This window comes from Pandoraea pnomenusa, from assembly GCF_000767615.3.
GTDB classification, from domain to species: domain Bacteria; phylum Pseudomonadota; class Gammaproteobacteria; order Burkholderiales; family Burkholderiaceae; genus Pandoraea; species Pandoraea pnomenusa.
This window is the reverse complement of sequence record NZ_CP009553.3, coordinates 3452943-3470680: the sequence shown is the minus strand read 5'-3', so window position 1 is coordinate 3470680 and position 17738 is coordinate 3452943. Positions and strand designations below refer to the sequence as shown.

The 17738-nt window shown below is 64.3% G+C and carries 17 protein-coding genes and 1 pseudogene; 15 read left to right on the top strand and 3 right to left on the bottom strand.

Going from position 1 to position 17738, the window contains the following annotated elements; translation table 11 throughout:
- Nucleotides 1-185: 185 nt before the first annotated feature.
- Nucleotides 186-1385 (bottom strand): amino acid aminotransferase, encoded by a 1200-nt coding sequence (locus LV28_RS39550; protein ID WP_023596711.1) that lies wholly within the window; start codon nt 1383-1385, stop codon nt 186-188.
- Nucleotides 1386-1735: 350 nt separating this feature from the next.
- Here LV28_RS39550 and uvrB point away from each other — a divergent pair.
- The 3 genes and pseudogenes from uvrB (at nt 1736) to LV28_RS39530 (ending at nt 5200) form a co-directional block, all read left to right on the top strand.
- Nucleotides 1736-3822, top strand: a pseudogene (gene uvrB, locus LV28_RS39540) (excinuclease ABC subunit UvrB).
- A gap of 89 nt (nt 3823-3911) precedes the next feature.
- Nucleotides 3912-4550 (top strand): LysE family translocator, encoded by a 639-nt coding sequence (locus LV28_RS39535; RefSeq protein WP_023596708.1) that lies wholly within the window; start codon nt 3912-3914, stop codon nt 4548-4550.
- Nucleotides 4551-4861: 311 nt separating this feature from the next.
- The gene (locus LV28_RS39530) at nt 4862-5200 is read left to right on the top strand and encodes a hypothetical protein (RefSeq protein ID WP_063599170.1); all 339 of its coding nucleotides are present in this window, start codon (nt 4862-4864) and stop codon (nt 5198-5200) included.
- Between the two features lie 120 nt (nt 5201-5320).
- On the opposite strand, the gene LV28_RS39525 is transcribed toward LV28_RS39530, so the two are convergent.
- On the bottom strand, nt 5321-6238 hold the full coding sequence (locus LV28_RS39525) for a LysR family transcriptional regulator (RefSeq protein WP_038620682.1): 918 nt from the start codon (nt 6236-6238) through the stop codon (nt 5321-5323).
- Between the two features lie 114 nt (nt 6239-6352).
- On the opposite strand from LV28_RS39525, the gene LV28_RS39520 reads away from it, so the two are divergent.
- From LV28_RS39520 to iscX, 12 genes are all read left to right on the top strand, one after another.
- On the top strand, nt 6353-7516 hold the full coding sequence (locus LV28_RS39520; RefSeq protein WP_038620685.1) for an alpha/beta fold hydrolase: 1164 nt from the start codon (nt 6353-6355) through the stop codon (nt 7514-7516).
- A 385-nt stretch (nt 7517-7901) separates the two neighbouring features.
- Nucleotides 7902-8378: a low molecular weight protein-tyrosine-phosphatase gene (locus LV28_RS39515; RefSeq protein WP_038620688.1), complete on the top strand. Its 477-nt coding sequence runs from the start codon at nt 7902-7904 to the stop codon at nt 8376-8378.
- Nucleotides 8379-8641: 263 nt separating this feature from the next.
- A complete protein-coding gene (locus LV28_RS39510; protein ID WP_023873819.1) occupies nt 8642-10750 on the top strand; it encodes a site-specific recombinase in 2109 nt (702 codons plus the stop codon).
- A gap of 116 nt (nt 10751-10866) precedes the next feature.
- Nucleotides 10867-11394, top strand: coding sequence for a Fe-S cluster assembly transcriptional regulator IscR (iscR, locus tag LV28_RS39505; RefSeq protein ID WP_023596701.1), 528 nt, complete (start codon nt 10867-10869; stop codon nt 11392-11394).
- A gap of 31 nt (nt 11395-11425) precedes the next feature.
- Complete coding sequence (locus tag LV28_RS39500; RefSeq protein WP_023596700.1) at nt 11426-12649, top strand: IscS subfamily cysteine desulfurase; 1224 nt, start codon at nt 11426-11428, stop codon at nt 12647-12649.
- An 18-nt stretch (nt 12650-12667) separates the two neighbouring features.
- A complete protein-coding gene (gene iscU, locus LV28_RS39495) occupies nt 12668-13066 on the top strand; it encodes a Fe-S cluster assembly scaffold IscU (RefSeq protein WP_023596699.1) in 399 nt (132 codons plus the stop codon).
- Between the two features lie 30 nt (nt 13067-13096).
- Nucleotides 13097-13420, top strand: coding sequence for an iron-sulfur cluster assembly protein IscA (gene iscA / locus LV28_RS39490; protein ID WP_023596698.1), 324 nt, complete (start codon nt 13097-13099; stop codon nt 13418-13420).
- Nucleotides 13386-13631 carry a DUF3565 domain-containing protein gene (locus LV28_RS48415; RefSeq protein ID WP_072619096.1) on the top strand — a complete coding sequence of 82 codons (246 nt, stop codon included), beginning with the start codon at nt 13386-13388 and terminating at the stop codon, nt 13629-13631. Before iscA ends, LV28_RS48415 begins: the two co-directional genes overlap by 35 nt.
- A gap of 106 nt (nt 13632-13737) precedes the next feature.
- The gene (gene hscB, locus LV28_RS39485) at nt 13738-14268 is read left to right on the top strand and encodes a Fe-S protein assembly co-chaperone HscB (protein ID WP_023596697.1); all 531 of its coding nucleotides are present in this window, start codon (nt 13738-13740) and stop codon (nt 14266-14268) included.
- An 86-nt stretch (nt 14269-14354) separates the two neighbouring features.
- Complete coding sequence (gene hscA, locus LV28_RS39480) at nt 14355-16232, top strand: Fe-S protein assembly chaperone HscA (protein ID WP_038620692.1); 1878 nt, start codon at nt 14355-14357, stop codon at nt 16230-16232.
- Nucleotides 16233-16254: 22 nt separating this feature from the next.
- Complete coding sequence (fdx, locus tag LV28_RS39475; protein WP_023596695.1) at nt 16255-16596, top strand: ISC system 2Fe-2S type ferredoxin; 342 nt, start codon at nt 16255-16257, stop codon at nt 16594-16596.
- A gap of 52 nt (nt 16597-16648) precedes the next feature.
- A complete protein-coding gene (iscX, locus tag LV28_RS39470) occupies nt 16649-16843 on the top strand; it encodes a Fe-S cluster assembly protein IscX (RefSeq protein ID WP_023596694.1) in 195 nt (64 codons plus the stop codon).
- Nucleotides 16844-17001: 158 nt separating this feature from the next.
- On the opposite strand, the gene LV28_RS39465 is transcribed toward iscX, so the two are convergent.
- The gene (locus LV28_RS39465) at nt 17002-17700 is read right to left on the bottom strand and encodes a glycine zipper 2TM domain-containing protein (protein ID WP_023596693.1); all 699 of its coding nucleotides are present in this window, start codon (nt 17698-17700) and stop codon (nt 17002-17004) included.
- Nucleotides 17701-17738: the final 38 nt, after the last annotated feature.

Here is a 17738-nt window from a genome sequence, read left to right as displayed (position 1 = left end):
CAACGCAGCATAACCCTGATATATGGCATTTGCGCATCAGCCCGATAGTTTTGTTTAATTGGCGTCATTGGCGATAACTATCGATGCTGCGCCGCAGCAGGCGCCGGGCATGAAAAAGCCCGCCGGAAGGCGGGCTTTTCGATCGGCGCCGGTTCGCGCCGTTCCGGGGGTGCTCGAGCGCGCGATTAACGCAGCACCTGGGCGATGGCCGACGCGACGTGATCGATGTTCTTGTCGTTGAGCGCGGCCACGCAGATGCGACCCGTGCTCACGGCGTAGATGCCGAACTCTTCGCGCAGGCGTTCGACCTGGTCGGCGGTCAGGCCCGAGTACGAGAACATGCCGCGCTGCTTGATCACGAACGAGAAGTCGCGGTCCACACCGTGCGCGCGGAGCTTTTCGACGAGCGCCAGACGCATCGCGCGGATGCGCTCACGCATCTCGGCCAACTCTTCTTCCCACAGGGCGCGAAGCTCGGCGCTGCCCAGCACGGCGGCAACGACCGATCCACCATGCGTCGGCGGGTTCGAGTAGTTGGTGCGGATCACGCGCTTGAGCTGCGAGAGCACGCGGGTCGTTTCGTCCTTGCTGCTTGTGACGATCGACAGCGCGCCCACGCGTTCGCCGTACAGCGAGAACGACTTGGAAAACGAGCTCGACACGAAGAAGTTCAGGCCGGACGCAGCGAACAGGCGTACCACGGCGGCGTCGGCATCGATGCCGTCGCCGAAGCCCTGGTAGGCGATGTCGAGGAACGGCACGAGCTTGCGGGCCTTCACGACCTCCACGACCTGGGCCCACTGGTCCATCGTCAGGTCGACGCCGGTCGGGTTGTGGCAGCATGCGTGCAGTACCACGATCGTGCCTTCGGGTTCCTTGCCCAGCATGTCGAGCATGCCCGGCAGGTTCACGCCGTGCGACTCGGCGTCGTAGTAGGGGTACGACACGACGTTGAAGCCTGCCGTGGTGAACAGCGCGCGGTGGTTTTCCCAGCTCGGGTCGCTGATGGCGACGGTGGCGTTCGGGTTCAGTTGCTTGAGGAAGTCCGCGCCGATCTTCAGTGCGCCAGTGCCGCCGAGCGCCTGCGCCGTGACCACGCGGCCTTCGGCCAGCACGGGCGACTCCTTGCCGAACAGCATTTCCTGCACGGCCTTGTCGTAGGCGGCAATGCCTTCCATCGGCAGATAGCCGCGCGGCAGGCCGGCGGCCACGCGTTGTTCTTCCGCTGCCTTCACGGCCTTGAGCAGGGGCAGTTTGCCTTCCGCATTGAAATACACGCCCACGCCCAGGTTCACCTTGTTCGGACGGTGATCGGCGTTGTAGGCTTCGTTCAGGCCAAGAATAGGGTCGCGCGGGGCGAGTTCGACAGCGGAGAAGAGAGTCATTTCGACGGCTCGAGGCAGGTAGTAGGAAAATGCAGCGGGTCGGCGCCAACGGACGCAGGATCGGCCCAACACGGTATTTTAGCGAAGATTGACCGCGCTTGTGGTAAACACCCAGGCCCGTCACGCGAATTGGCGGTATTTCGGCACGAAAACTGCCACGGAATGCCAGAAATTGGCCAGAAGCCGGCGAAATCGGCTGCCGTTGTTGCGAACGGCGGCAAGGCTGCACGCCGGTCGCGCCGGTCGCGCCGTTCGGGGCGGTGCGGTGTCCAGCTTGTCACCCATCGGATTCAGGGAATCGTCCGACGCGCTAAAATGCCAGATTCCGTCCTCCATGCTTGCGCCTCGCCATGACTCCTGCGGCTGACCACGATCTCGACGAAAGCAAGTTCCAGACGTTTCCCGATTCGCCTTATCAACTCTATTGCCCCTTTCCCCCGCGGGCGATCAGCCGACGGCCATCGCCCAGCTGAGCGAAGGCGTGGAAGACGGGCTGGCGTTTCAGACGTTGCTCGGTGTGACGGGCTCGGGCAAGACATTCACGATGGCCAACGTCATCGCGCGCCTCGGGCGCCCGGCGATCGTGTTCGCCCCGAACAAGACACTGGCCGCCCAGCTGTACTCGGAGTTTCGCGAGTTCTTCCCGCGAAATGCGGTCGAGTACTTCGTCTCCTACTACGACTATTACCAGCCGGAAGCCTACGTGCCGCAGCGAGACCTCTTCATCGAGAAGGACTCGTCGGTCAATGAGCACATCGAGCAGATGCGTCTGTCGGCAACCAAGAGCCTGCTGGAGCGGCGCGACGTGGTGATCGTCGCGACGGTCTCCGCGATCTACGGTATCGGTAACCCGAGCGAATACCACCAGATGATTCTGACGGTGCGCCAGGGCGACAAGCTCGGGCAGCGCGAAATCATCGCGCGGTTGATTGCCATGCAATACACGCGCAACGAGACGGATTTCGGGCGCGGCACGTTCCGGGTGCGTGGCGACACCATTGACGTCTTCCCGGCCGAACACGCCGAACTGGCGCTTCGCATCGAGCTGTTCGACGACGAAGTCGACACGCTGCAACTGTTTGACCCGCTCACGGGCCGGGTACGGCAAAAGGTGCCGCGATTCACGGTATATCCGTCGTCTCATTACGTGACGCCGCGTGAGACGGTGTTGCGTGCGATCGAAACGATCAAGGACGAGCTTCGCGAGCGACTGGACTTCTTCTACAAGGAGGGCAAGCTGGTCGAGGCGCAGCGCCTCGAGCAGCGCACGCGGTTCGATCTGGAAATGTTGCAGGAACTGGGATTCTGCAAGGGCATCGAGAACTACTCCCGGCACTTGTCCGGTGCGGCACCGGGCGAGCCGCCCCCGACGCTCGTCGACTATCTCCCGCCCGACGCGCTGATGTTCCTCGACGAGTCGCACGTGCTGATCGGGCAGTTCAACGGCATGTACAACGGCGACCGGGCGCGCAAGGAGAACCTCGTGAACTACGGGTTCCGCCTGCCGTCGGCGCTCGATAACCGTCCGCTGAAGTTCGCGGAGTACGAGCGCAAGATGCGGCAGGCCATCTTCGTGTCGGCCACGCCGGCCGATTACGAGAACAAGCGAACCGGACAAGTGGTCGAGCAGGTGGTGCGGCCGACCGGGCTGATCGATCCGATCATCGAGGTGCGTCCCGCGCGCACGCAGGTCGACGACGTGCTCTCGGAGATCAACAAGCGTGTGGCCGTGGAGGAGCGCGTGCTCGTGACCACGCTAACGAAGCGCATGGCCGAGCAACTGACCGAGTATCTGTCCGACAACGGCGTGAAGGTCCGTTACCTGCACAGCGACATCGACACCGTCGAGCGCGTGGAGATCATCCGCGATTTGCGCTTGGGCGCTTTCGACGTACTCGTTGGGATCAATCTGTTGCGCGAGGGTTTGGATATTCCGGAAGTGTCGCTCGTGGCAATTCTCGATGCGGACAAGGAGGGCTTTCTGCGTGCGGAGCGCTCGCTGATCCAGACGATCGGGCGGGCGGCGCGCAACGTCAACGGGACGGCCATTCTGTACGCGGACAAGATGACCGATTCGATGAAGCGGGCCATCGGCGAGACCGAACGCCGGCGCGCGAAGCAGATGGCGCACAACGAGGCGCATGGCATCGTGCCGCAGGGCGTGAAGAAGCGCATCAAGGACATCATCGACGGAGTCTACGATCCGCAGGATGCCAAGGCCGAAATGGCGGAGGCGAAAGAGCAGGCCCATTATCAGGACATGTCGGAAAAGCAGTTGGCCCGCGAGATCAAGAAGCTCGAGAAGCAAATGCAGGAGCATGCACGCAATCTCGAGTTCGAGAAGGCCGCCAAGGTGCGCGACCAGTTGCTGCATGTGAAGGCGCTGGTGTTCGGCACCGACGGGGCCAGCGAGACTGAATTGGGGCCGAAGGCCTGACGCGCTCGCGCGCCGACGCCGTAGGCGGGAATTCAGTGGTTGCGCGAACATTCGCGCCGGTAAATCCTCGACTTCAAGGAGTCATTCTCATGAGCGCATCGGCAGCCGTTCTCGCCATCCTGGCCGCTTTGTGGCTGGGTGCCATGATTCCCGGCCCCAGCTTCGTGCTCGTCGCCCGCAACGCCATCGGTCAGTCGCGCGGCGACGGGCTCGCCACGGCGCTCGGAATGGGCGCGGGTGGCCTCGTCTTCGGCGGCGTGGCGCTGGCCGGGCTTTATACGTTGTTGCAGGCGGTGGAGTGGCTCTATATCGGGCTGAAGATCGCGGGCGGCGTGTATCTGATTTACGTCGCATCGAAGATCTGGCGGGACGCCGGGCGTCCCGTCACGGTCCACGACGCGCATTCGGGTCTCGTGCGCAGTGGTCGCAAGTCGTTCCTGATGGGGCTCACAACGCAACTGAGCAATCCCAAGACGGCGATCTGGTACGGCAGTATCTTTGCCGCGTTGCTGCCGCAGCACCCGCCGCTTTGGTGCTACATCGTGCTTCCGCCCATGGTGTTCGCCGTCGAATGCGGTTGGTACACGATTGTGGCGCTGTGTTTCTCGAGCGAGGGACCACGCGGGCTTTACCTCCGAGCGAAGACGTGGATCGATCGGATCGCCGCCGGCGCCATTTCCCTGCTGGGCCTGCGGCTGATTCTCAACGCATCGAAGCCCACGCTCTGAATGGCATCGGGTTGGCGGGGCGCAAGCATTGCGTGCAGAGGTGCCCGCAATCTTCGGCGCGGGGGCGATCGGGGCAATTCGGCGGTCGCGCATGGCGCGCTGGTCAGGTCTGCCAATCAAGCGCGGCCCAATGTTTGGAAGGGGGGGCCGGGATTGAATTAGACCGGACGTATTAGGGGCAAATACTCGACTTCTCCCCGTCACGATTCTGCGTTCCAATGGGGCTTTCAGGGGGGCAATTGCGCGGCAAATAAAGGGCGGTGGGTGCGGGCCCCCGACAACTCAGTCGCGCGAACACCGTGGGGGCTTGAATGTGGGAAATGCTCGATGGTGATATGAATGGCTTTGAAGTCTGGATGTATCTTCAGTGCATTCAAACCAATGACGATGTGGAACTGTACTCGTTCATTGGACTTTGCCGGCATCGCAGCGCGCCGTTCGACAACTTCATTCCTCTCAAGCCCGATGCCGGTGTCGCGTTCGATGCACGCGCCGACGCGGCCCGGGCGTGCCGCCAGTTGGCAAGATCTGCGATCGACGGCAAGCGGCCTGTCGGCTCGGGCGACCCGATGTCGGCGCTGCCCCCATGCTCCGACAAGACGAGTGCAGAATCGTGCCGAAGCGGAGAACGCGTCGCACCGCTTCACTGACTCGCAATCGTTCAGCGTCGGCCGCCGATTGTGGCCTTGGGCGGCACGCACGTCGTTTCATTTTGACTTCTGAACCGACGGATGGCACCGGGATTGGTGCTGACAGGTAATGACGTCGACCTAAGGCGTCGTCTTCCGATCCCAAGGCGGTTCATCGCCGAACGCTTTCGCGAGGTAATCGATGAACCGCCGCACCTTGAACGGAATGCGCCGCGTGCTCGGATAAACCGCCTGAATCGTCAGGTCAGCGGCGCGGTAGGCCGGCAACAGTTCCACTAGTTCGCCGCGCTGGAGGTGCGCGCCGAGCACGAAGGTCGGGCCATACACGATGCCCGCACCTCCGATCGCGGCAGCGAGCAACATCTGGGCGTTGTTGGCTGTCATCCGACACGGTCCGTCAATGACATGCGCGCGATTCTCGCGGTCGCGCAATGTCCAGTCACCCGCCGACACGGCCTCGCTGAACGCCAGACGTTGCGCCTGCATCAATGCTTCCGGGGTGCGTGGTGTTCCGTGGCGCTCCAGGTACGCGGGAGACGCGCACAAAACCATTCGACACGGCGCGAGTCTGCGCGTCACCAGCCCAGGGTCTTCCAGGCGGCCGATTCGGATCGCGACGTCGACGCCTGCCTCGATGAGGTCGACATAGCGATCTCCAAGCTGCACCTCCACATTCACGTTCGGATGATCCGCCATGTAGCGCGCCACGACTTCGCCCAGATGCATCACACCGAACGTGACGGGCGCCGCGATGCGTAACACACCGCGCGCCGTGGCTTGCGTATCGCTCGCCTCCCGCTTCGCTTCGTCGAAGGCCTCGAGAATCCGCTTGCACCGTTCGTAGTACGTCTGGCCGGTTTCGGTCAGGCTCAAGCGGCGTGTGGTGCGATGCAGTAGTCGCGCACTCAACTCGGCCTCGATGGCACTTACGTGCTTGCCGGCCATCGCAGCGGACAGCCCGAAGCGGCGAGCCGCGGCGGCGAGGCTGCCCTCCTCGACAGCGGCGACGAATATGGCGAGGCTCGTCAGTCGATCCATGTTGCCCTCCGATTCGATAGCAGGATTATCGACTGAACAAACTAAACGGGCAATTATCGATCCAAGGAATCGTATCTACGATATGAGCCTCAACTAACAGCCGAGGGCACCATCATGGTCATCGAGTCGAACGGTACGCGGATTCACGTCAACCAGCGGGGCAGCGGCGAGCTGGCGCTGGTGTTCCTTCACTACTACGGCGGCTCTGCGCGCACATGGGATGCGGTGGCGGACGAGCTCGCGGACAAGTACCGAATCGTTGCCACCGATCACCGCGGTTGGGGCGATTCCGAGGCACCTGCCGATGGCTACCGCATCGCCGACCTCGCCGCTGACGCGGAAGGCGTCATCGACACTCTGGGACTCAGGCGCTACGTTCTGATCGGTCATTCGATGGGTGGGAAGGTTGCCCAACTGATCGCTTCGCGCCGTCCGGACGGCCTGCGTGGGCTTGTCCTTGTCGCACCATCGCCGCCGTCGCCCACGCGCCTCTCCGACGCCCAACGCGCAACGTTGACGGGCGCCTACCAAACGCGTGAATCCGTGTCGTTCGTCATCGATCACGTGTTGACCGCAAGACCGCTGAGCGCCGTTCAGCGCGAGCAAGTCATCGAGGATAGTTTGAGAGGGGCGCCGCAGGCCAAGGCGGCCTGGCCCGACATTGCCATGCGCGAAGATATCACTGCGGCGACGGCGTCGATTGACGTGCCCACCATCGTGATCTCCGGTGAACTCGACAAGGTCGACAGCATTGAAACGCTTGAGGCGGAACTGCTTCCGCGCATCCCGCATGCGGCGCTGCACGTCCTTCCCGAAACGGGGCACTTGTCGCCTCTGGAGGCGCCGGGCGAAGTGGCGGGATGCATCGCGCGATTCGTCGCGGCGATCGAAAGCGACTCGGTCATCTGCCGCTCGCCGGATCAGGTCCCGGCCGCCTTCGATGCCGCGTTGAATTCCGGCGATCTCGATGCCGTGCTCGGTGTGTTCAGCAACATGGCCACCATGCGGATGCCGGAGGGTCTCGAGGTGCGGGAAAGTCCGGCCGGTTTGCGTGTTGGCCTGGCTCGGTTGCTGTCATTGCGCCCCCGTATCCGTAGCGAAGTGCGCCGAGTGGTGACGAGCGGCGACATTGCCCTCGTCCTGCTCGACTGGACGCTGGGCGTCACGCTGCCGGACGGGCGTGATCACGAAACGCGCGGCACGGCCACGCACGTGATGGAAAATGGCCGCGATGGGGGCTGGAGGTTGCGGATCGCCAATCCGGGCGGAGTGAACTGAACAGTGGCGGGAGCGTCACGCCCAGCACCGGAAATCGTCGACGAACGCCTCGATGTCGAGCAGAATCTATGTCCCCCGCTCCCGAGCCACCGCAGATGCTTCGATGATTCGCGTCGTGTCGCGTCCGACGTGTCGCGTCGGGCGTCAGCGACGCATTTGCCGCGCAGGTCACGAAATGGCACGGCACTCGGAAGGAAGTATTTCCGATCTTTCCGGGCAAACTCGGGAACGCCCGCGGCGACGCGACTTCCGATCGCCGGATCGGGGAGCAGGGCGAACCGGTGTTCAGAACCGGTTCGCAAGTCATGAGTCCGACAGGCTGACGACAGGACGTTCCGGCACCTGCCATGTGTGGCTCGATGCTTCCCTCAACTCACTGACTCCAATGCAAAAAACCTCGGTTCTCTTTGTCTGCATGGGCAACATCTGCCGCTCGCCCAGTGCCGATGGCATCTTTCGTCACCGTCTGGCCGAAGCCGGGCTGAGCGATCTGATCGAGGTCGATTCGGCTGGCACGCACGGCTATCACATTGGTCATGCGCCCGACGCTCGCACGCAGGCGGCGGCCGAGCGTCGCGGTTACGACCTGAGCGGCCTGCGCGCGCGACGCGTCGAGCGAGGCGATTTCGCGCGCTTCGAGTGGATCGTGGCCATGGACAACGCCAACGTGGCTGAGCTGATGGCCGATTGTCCGGCCGAGCATCGTCACAAGATTGTGCGATTGATGGACTTCGCCACACGGCACGACGCCGAGGAGGTGCCCGATCCGTATTACGGCGGCGCGCAGGGCTTCGAGACGGTGCTCGACTACATCGAAGACGGCATCGACGGCCTGCTCAGGCGGCTTCGGCAGGGCGCCTGACCGGCTCCAGGGAGGCGCGCGGCTTGCCGGGATCATCGGCCGCGCTCTGCCGCGTTCCCGGCGCACACCGGGCGAATCCTCGTTCGCGCGCGTGTGCGCCGCTCCCGACGATTTCGCCAGCAGTCCCGATGGCGCTATCATTCGCCCCATCGCCGGCGTGTGGCCGTCCTTGCTGCAGTCGCCACTGCCGCGTTCGCGGCACCCGCGCGGTTTCCACGGCATTTTCGCGACTCCTTTCATCCGTTTTCTCGCCTCTCCCATCGATGCTCAATTCGCTTACCTCGTACTGGCGCAAGTGGCGTGCCTCCCGTCACGCCGGCCATCAGCTCGACGAACTGCTCGCACACGCCGACCCCGGCGCGCCGCTTGCCGTTCGCAATCAGTGGCTGATCGAACTGGCGCACTGGGTGCAGAAGCGGGGTGCGCTCGTCAACGAAGATCGGGAGGAGGGCGAGACGGCGAGGTATCGCCCGCACACGCGTTTGCGCTATCTGCTGCAAATGCTCGGGCGAAATCCGGCGTGGCGGTTGCCGGTGGCGCGCACGCTGCGCAGCGTGATCCACGAAAGCGACGCCATCTCGCTGCTCAGCGACACCGGCATGCCGGTGCGTCCCGGGTTCTGGGGCGCCCTGGTCGAGCGTATCGAGAAGGCGCTGATTCCGCCGCCGCCCACGCGCCGCGATCTCTCGGCGCTGTGCTCGCTGATGTTCCCCGACGGCCGCGCCGCCGACTGGATCGCGGCCATGCCGCCCGAATTGCTGGCCGACCTCATCGCGCTGCTGCATTTCGGCGAAGGCGAGGACGAGAACACTGACTGGAATCCCTTTGCGCAGGATTTGCTCGCGGCGATGCACCACCTCGTCGACCAGATTGCGTCGACCGGTCTGTCGCAGGCGGTGCGCTCGCGCCTGCCCTATCCGCGCGTGACCGAATCGCCGTTTTACCGGCTGGGGCGGGCCATGCAGGAACTGGAGGACGCCGGCCAGGCATTCGCGCACGGCGCGCCACCGTCGCAGCGCTTCGTCCAGCAGATCAACGTGTTTCGTGCGCTGCTCGACGACTGTGGCCGCGCCGTGCGTCAGGTCTATGCGCATCTCGACGAGAACGGCGTGAGCGTGGACATCGTCTTCCAGGTCGAGCGCGCGAAAGCGAGAATCCGCCGCCTGGAGCGCCTGCTCGACGCATGGCTTACGCAGGGCGAGCGTGGCGACCGGGCCGTCGCGCGGGTCAAGCTGCTCGCCGACCTGGTGCGGGCGAACAAGGCCAGCCAGAGTGTGGGCGAGCTCGCGCGTACGTCGTTCGGCCTGCTCGCGCGCAAGGTCGTGGAGCGCAGTGCGGAAACCGGGGAGCACTACATCGCCCGCAATCGCAGCGAATACTTCACGATGTTGAAAATGGCCTGTGGCGGCGGGCTCGTGACGGTGGTCACCGTGTATGTGAAGTTCATGATCACGAGTGCGCACCTGCCCACCATCGTGGAGGGCTTCCTGGCCGGGGCGAACTATGCGCTGTGCTTTCTTTTCATGCACTTCTGCCACTTCACACTGGCAACCAAGCAGCCGGCCATGACCGCGCCGGCCATCGCGAGCAAGCTCGACGACGTCGATACGCCCGCCGGGATGGACGCCTTCGTGGGCGAGGTACTCGCCCTCGTGCGAACGCAGGCGGCTGCCATCTTCGGAAATCTGGCCATGGTCTTCCCGTTCTGCCTGCTGGTGCAGTGGTCCGTATCGGCGGCGCTCGGCATGAACACGATCCCGCCGGAGAAGGCGCATGCCACGCTGGCGTCGTTCTCGATCCTGGGGGTCACCCCGTTCTTTGCCGCACTCACCGGCGTGCTGCTCTGGTGCTCGAGCCTGATCTCCGGATGGGCGGACAACTGGTTCGCGCTTCACGGCATCGGCGACGTGCTGGCCTACAACCGCCGGCTGCGCTTCGTCTTCGGCCGCAACGGCGCGGCGCGCATCGCCGACGGGTGCCGTCGGCACATCGCACCGGTGCTGGGGAACCTGACGCTCGGCTTCATGCTCGGTCTCGTGCCGGCGGTGCTGACGGCTTTTGCGCTGCCCTTCGAAGTCCGTCACGTCACGCTGTCGACGGGGGCGATCGCCACGTCCATCGGAGTGCTGGGGCTGCCGGTGCTGCACGACCCGGCCCTGTGGCTGGCGGTGGCCGGGGTCGGATCGATGGCGCTGCTCAACGTCGGCGTCAGTTTTGCGTTAGCATTCCACATGGCGCTCCGATCGCGTGCACTGCGACTGGGCGACCGCCGGCAACTCCATCGCGCCATCTGGCGCGCCGTGCTGCGCAATCCCCTGGTGCTGCTGTTCCCGCTGCGCTCCCCGCAGCCAGACATTCGTCCCGAAAAATGAGAAATTTCACAAGCGGGCGACGGAACTTTCGCAAAAAGTGGGCCAGAAGTACTTGACTAAATTCGTAGGGAATTTATACTTGACGAAAATAGTCGAGATTAATCCCCTGCATCATCATGAGACTTACCACGAAAGGCCGTTTCGCCGTCACGGCGATGATCGACCTGGCCATGCGCCAGGACGCGGGTCCCGTGACGCTTGCGGGCATTAGTCAGCGTCAGCGAATCTCCCTCTCTTATCTGGAACAGTTGTTCGGCAAGCTGCGTCGCCACGAAATCGTGGAGAGCGTGCGCGGGCCGGGCGGCGGCTACAGTCTGGCGCGTCGCGCGGAAGAGGTGACGGTGGCCGACATCATTATTGCGGTCGACGAACCGCTCGACGCCACCCAGTGCGGCAGCAAGGGTAATTGCGAGAAGGGCCAGGACGGCCATCGCGGTCATTGCATGACGCACGAGCTGTGGGCGACGCTCAACCAGAAGATGGTCGAGTATCTCGATTCCGTTTCGCTGCGCGACCTCGTCGAGCAGCAGCGCAGCAAGCAGGCCCAGCAGGCTGTTCTGCGCGACACGCGCGAGTCCGGCACCAACAACCAGACCATTGCAGCGCGTATTCCCAATTCGGTCTTCGATATGGCCCGTTCATAACAGGCGCCGCGGCACGATCCTGGAGCACCCCATGAAAAACGACACCCTCAACCTCCCCATCTACATGGATTACAGCGCCACGACGCCGATTGACCCGCGCGTCGTGGACAAGATGTTGCCTTACCTGCGCGAGCAATTCGGCAACCCGGCGTCGCGCAGCCACTCGTTCGGCTGGGCTGCCGAGCAGGCGGTGGAAGAGGCGCGCGAGGAAGTTGCCAAGCTGGTGAACGCCGATCCGCGCGAGATCGTGTGGACGTCGGGCGCCACCGAGTCGAACAACCTCGCCCTCAAGGGCGCGGCGCACTTTTATCAAGGCAAGGGTAAGCACCTCATCACGGTGAAGACCGAGCACAAGGCGGTGCTCGACACCATGCGCGAACTCGAGCGCGAAGGCTTCGAAGTCACTTACCTGGACGTGAAGGACGACGGTCTGCTCGATCTCGAAGTGTTCAAGGCGGCACTGCGTCCGGACACGATTCTCGTGTCGGTCATGGCCGTGAACAACGAAATCGGCGTGATCCAGGACATCGGGGCGATCGGCGAGATCTGCCGCGAGAAAGGCATCATTTTCCACGTCGACGCCGCCCAGGCCACTGGCAAGATGCCGATCGACCTGGCCACGCTGAAGGTCGACCTGATGTCGTTCTCGGCGCACAAGACCTACGGTCCGAAGGGGATCGGCGCGCTGTACGTGCGCCGCAAGCCGCGCGTTCGCATCGAGGCGCAGATTCATGGCGGCGGTCATGAGCGCGGCATGCGCTCGGGCACGCTCGCCACGCACCAGATCGTGGGCATGGGCGAGGCGTTCCGCCTGGCACGCGAGGAAATGGCCGTCGAGAACGAGCGTGTGCGCATGCTGCGCGACCGTTTGCTCAAGGGCCTGACGGAAATGGAAGAGGTGTATGTGAACGGCGACATGGAAAAGCGTGTCCCGCACAACCTGAACATCAGCTTCAACTTCGTCGAAGGCGAGTCGCTGATCATGGCGATCAAGGACGTGGCCGTGTCGTCGGGCTCGGCCTGCACGTCGGCGTCGCTGGAGCCTTCGTACGTTTTGCGTGCCCTGGGTCGCAACGACGAACTGGCGCACAGCTCGATTCGCTTCACGGTGGGTCGTTTCACGACCGAGCAGGAAGTCGACTACGTGGTCGAGCTGCTCAAGAGCAAGATCGGCAAGCTGCGCGATCTGTCGCCGCTGTGGGAAATGTACAAGGACGGGGTCGATCTGAATTCGATCCAGTGGGCCGCACACTGAGCATTCAAGGAGTTAGCCATGTCGTACAGCAAGGAAGTTCTGGATCACTACGAAAACCCGCGCAACGTCGGTTCGTTCGAAAAGGGCGATGACGCCGTCGGTACGGGCATGGTCGGCGCACCGGCCTGCGGCGACGTGATGAAGTTGCAGATCCGCGTGAACGAAGCCGGCGTGATCGAAGATGCCAAGTTCAAGACCTACGGTTGTGGCTCGGCGATCGCTTCGTCGTCGCTGGTGACCGAGTGGGTCAAGGGCAAGACGCTGGATCAGGCGCTCGCCATCAAGAACACGGAAATCGCGCAGGAACTGGCATTGCCGCCGGTGAAGATCCACTGCTCGATTCTGGCGGAAGACGCCATCAAGGCGGCGGTTGCCGACTACAAGCAGAAGCACGGTCAGACGGCTGATGCCGCCTGAGTGCGGAACGCATAGAGGAAGCAGGCAAACATGGCCATTACACTGACCGAGAAGGCCGCGCAGCACGTTTCGCGTTACCTCACGCGGCGCGGCAAGGGCGTGGGTCTGCGGCTGGGCGTGAAGACGACCGGCTGCTCGGGCCTGGCCTACAAGCTGGAATATGCCGACGAAGTGGCGGGCGAGGACACGGTCTTCGAAAGCCATGGTGTGAAGGTGATCGTCGACCCGAAGAGCTTGCCGTATATCGACGGCACCGAGCTGGACTTCGCCCGCGAAGGCCTGAACGAAGGATTCCGCTTCAACAATCCGAACGTCAAGGATGAGTGCGGCTGCGGCGAGTCGTTCCGCGTCTGACGCTGCGCCGTTGCGCGAGATCGTTGGCTTTCGGCAGGACGACGAAGGTCAATGGGTCGCGCGACTGGCCTGCGGGCACGGTCAACATGTCCGGCATCTTCCGCCCTGGCAGATCCGGACATGGACGCAAAGCCCCGAAGGTCGTGAGGCGATGCTCGGTAGTCGATTGCCGTGCCGCAAGTGCGAACGCGGCGAGCCGCCCGATGCGTGACACGATCCGACACGGCATGCCGTGATCGACGAGCGTCGCCAACAGGGCGAACGGATGGCAGCGTAGGCAACAAGGCGGCGCGAGCCGCTTTTTTTACGATTGCGCGATGAGTGCATTGACTGACAACTATTTCACGCTGTTCGAGCTGCCGCAGCGTTTCACGCTCGACAGTGAGGCCCTTGACGCGGCATACCGCGCGGTGCAGTCGCGCGTGCATCCGGATCGCTTCGCCAGCGCGAGCGACGCGGAGCGCCGTGTGGCGATGCAATGGGCGGCGCAGGCGAATGCGGCGTATCGCACGTTGCGCGATCCGCTGCAGCGCGCGACTTATCTGCTGTCGTTGCAGGGCATCGACGTGGGCGCGGAGAACAATACCGCGATGGCCCCCGATTTCCTGATGCAGCAGATGGAGTGGCGCGAAGCCATCGACGACGCCGTGGCCGCCCGTAACGTCGGTGCGCTCGATGCGCTGGCGAGATCGCTGCGCGACGACCGTCGTGTGCGGCTCGCGAAGCTGGGCGACTGGCTCGAGAGCGAAGCCTGGCAGCCGGCGGCGGAAGCCGTGCGGCAACTGATGTTCATTGCGCGCGCCGAGGAAGACGTGGCGCAGCGCATCGAAATGCTGGAAAACGCGTGACGGCCCGGTGCGGCGCCGTCACATGTCCCTGAGAACTGCTTGAGAACAGGGTGCACGCGCGCGCGCGTGGCCCGCATTGCAAAGTCATGGCCCTTCTGCAAATTTCCGAACCCGGCATGTCCCCCGCGCCGCACCAGCGGCGACTCGCCGTGGGCATCGACCTGGGCACGACGCATTCGCTCGTGGCCTCCGTGCGCAGCGGCGTGGCCGAAGTCCTTCCCGACGAACAGGGCCGCGTGCTGCTGCCGTCCGTCGTGCGCTATCTCGGCGGGCCGCGTACCCAGATCGGGTACGACGCCAAGGCGGCGGCGGCCACCGATCCGCGCAACACCATCGTCTCGGTCAAGCGGTTCATGGGCCGGGGCCTGGCCGATGTCGCTCACGCCGACAACGCGCCGTACGACTTCGTCGACGCGCCCGGCATGGTGCAAATGAACACGGCCGGCGGCGTGAAGAGCCCGGTGGAGGTGTCGGCGGAAATCCTCGCGACGCTGCGTCAGCGCGCCGAAGATACGCTCGGCGATGATCTCGTTGGCGCCGTCATTACCGTGCCCGCCTATTTCGACGATGCGCAGCGTCAGGCGACCAAGGACGCCGCGCGGCTGGCCGGGCTGAATGTGCTGCGGCTGCTCAACGAGCCGACGGCGGCGGCCATTGCGTATGGTCTGGACAACGCGGCGGAGGGCCTCTACGCGGTCTACGATCTCGGCGGTGGCACCTTCGACATCTCGATCCTGCGGCTGACCAAGGGCGTTTTCGAAGTGCTCGCGGCGGGCGGTGACTCCGCGCTCGGCGGCGACGACTTCGATCAGGCGATCTACCGTTGGGCGGTAGAGGCCGCGGGGCTCGATATCGCAACGCTCACCCCGCAGGATGTACGCAGCCTGCTCGATCACGCGCGTACCACCAAGGAAGCACTGACGGATGCCGACACGGCGACGATCGCGCTCACCTTGTCGGCGGGACGCAAGGTGGAACTCTCGCTCGCGCGCGAGCAATTCACCGCGCTCGGCGCATCGCTCGTGCAGCGCACGATCGGTCCGATGCGCAAGGCACTGCGCGACGCCGGAATGGGCCCGGAAGACGTGAAGGGCGTCGTCCTCGTCGGCGGCGCGACGCGTATGCCGCAAGTGCGCGAGGCGGTGGCCGGATTCTTCGGCCGGGAACCGCTGGTCGATCTCGATCCGGATCAGGTGGTGGCGCTCGGCGCCGCGGTGCAGGCCAACCTGCTGGCGGGCAATCAGGCCGAAGGCGACGACTGGCTGCTGCTCGACGTGATTCCCCTCTCGCTCGGCGTGGAGACGATGGGCGGGCTGGTCGAGAAGATCATTCCGCGCAACGCGACCATTCCGGTAGCGCGCGCACAGGAGTTCACCACCTTCAAGGATGGCCAGACGGCCATGGCCATTCACGTGCTCCAGGGCGAGCGCGAACTGGCCTCCGACTGCCGCTCGCTCGCGCGCTTCGAGTTGCGTGGCATTCCGCCGATGACGGCCGGTGCGGCGCGCATTCGCGTGACGTATCAGGTCGACGCCGACGGGCTGCTCTCGGTCTCGGCGCAGGAAATGCATTCCGGCGTGGCGGCCTCGATCGAGGTCAAGCCGTCGTACGGTCTGGCTGACGAGGACATCTCGCGCATGCTGCAGGACAGCTTCGGCTCGGCCGAGCAGGACATGCGCGCCCGTGCGCTGCGCGAGCAACAGGTCGAAGCCGAGCGTCTGCTCGTGGCAATCGACAGCGCCTTGCAGGCCGATCCCGAGCTGCTCGATGCCGACGAGCGCGCTCACATCGACACGCTGCTGGCCGATCTGCGGCAGAAGGCGTCTGGCGACGATCAGGCCGCCATCAAGGCAGCGACCGAAACGCTCTCGCATGCGACCGATGCGTTCGCCGCCCGCCGCATGGACAAGAGCATCCGCGCGGCGCTCGCCGGCCGGCGCGTGGCCGACATCGACAAACTGTAAGACACCACGGAAACCGAAAGCCATGCCTCAAATCGTTGTATTGCCTCACGTCGAGCTTTGCCCGGAAGGCGCGGTGCTGGAAGTCGCGCCGGGCACGTCCGTGTGCCGGGCGCTGCTGGACAACCATATCGAAATCGAGCACGCCTGCGAACTGTCGTGCGCTTGCACCACATGCCACGTGATCGTGCGCGAGGGGTTTGAAGCGCTGGAACCGGCCGCGGACGAAGAGGAAGATCTGCTCGACAAGGCCTGGGGGCTCGAGCCTACGTCGCGCCTGTCGTGCCAGACGCTGATGCCCGCCGATTCGGATCTGGTCGTCGAGATTCCGAAGTACACGATCAATCACGCCAAGGAAAATCACTGAGCGACGCCGTCCGGCGTTGTGCGGTGACACGAGAGAAACAGGAGCCTGCCCCATGAAATGGACTGATACGCTGGATATCGCGATCGCGCTCACCGAGGCGCATCCCGACGTCGACCCGCAATACGTGCGCTTTACCGACCTGCGGGAATGGGTGATGGCACTCGACGGCTTCGACGATGCGCCGGAGCGCTCGGGCGAGAAGATCCTCGAGGCCATCCAGATGGCGTGGATCGACGAAGCCGACTGATCCGCGGGTGACCGGCGCGACCGGCCCGCCTGAGCGTCGCCTCCGGGCGCCGACAAGACAAAAGCCGCTCCAGAGAGAGCGGCTTTTGTCTTTGGTGGGGCGGGCGGTCAATGCGCTCGCATCGCAGCGATTGCCTCGGTGCCGACCGCAAGCATGTCTTAACCCGCGCGCACCAGGCCGTTGTTTTCGAGTCGCACGCGGTCGCCCGGTTGCACGCCCGGCGCCGACTGATACGTCCAGTAGCGGGTCTTGCCGGTGTCCATGCGCACATACACGCGATATACCGTTTCGGATCGCACGCGCTTCTCGACTTCGTTCCCGGCCAGTCCGCCGCCAAGGGCGCCGACCACCGTCATTGCGGTGCGGCCGTTGCCCGCACCGAACTGATTGCCGAGCAGACCGCCGGCAACGGCACCGCCCACGGCACCGAGACCCGTTGCCTGACCTTGCGTACGAATCGGCTCCACCGACTGGACCGTGCCGCAGGTCGAGCACGTTGCCGCCTGCTGACGCGCCGGTGCGGCGGCTTGTTGCGCGTAGGACGGTTGCGGCGCCGGGGTGCGTTGCGCCGGGGCCTGCTGCGGCGCATATTGCGCTTGTTGGGTCGGCTGCGTCCCTTGCTGGGAGGCTGCGCCCGGCTGCGTCGACCACGACGGCTGCGATTGCGGCGACGTCAGCGCGTATTGTGAACTGTTACCCGGCGAACTGTTACCCGTCGGGGCAGGGCCATCGGTGCTTCGCGCAAGCGGCAGCACACCCGTGATGGCGGCCACGCCAAGCAGACTCACGACCACGACGCTGCCGGCAGCGGCAGCAATCAGCGGGTGCATGCGACGCGGTTGCAGATCGTTATCCATGTTGTTTTCTCCATCGTGCGGTAAGTGCGATTCCCCTT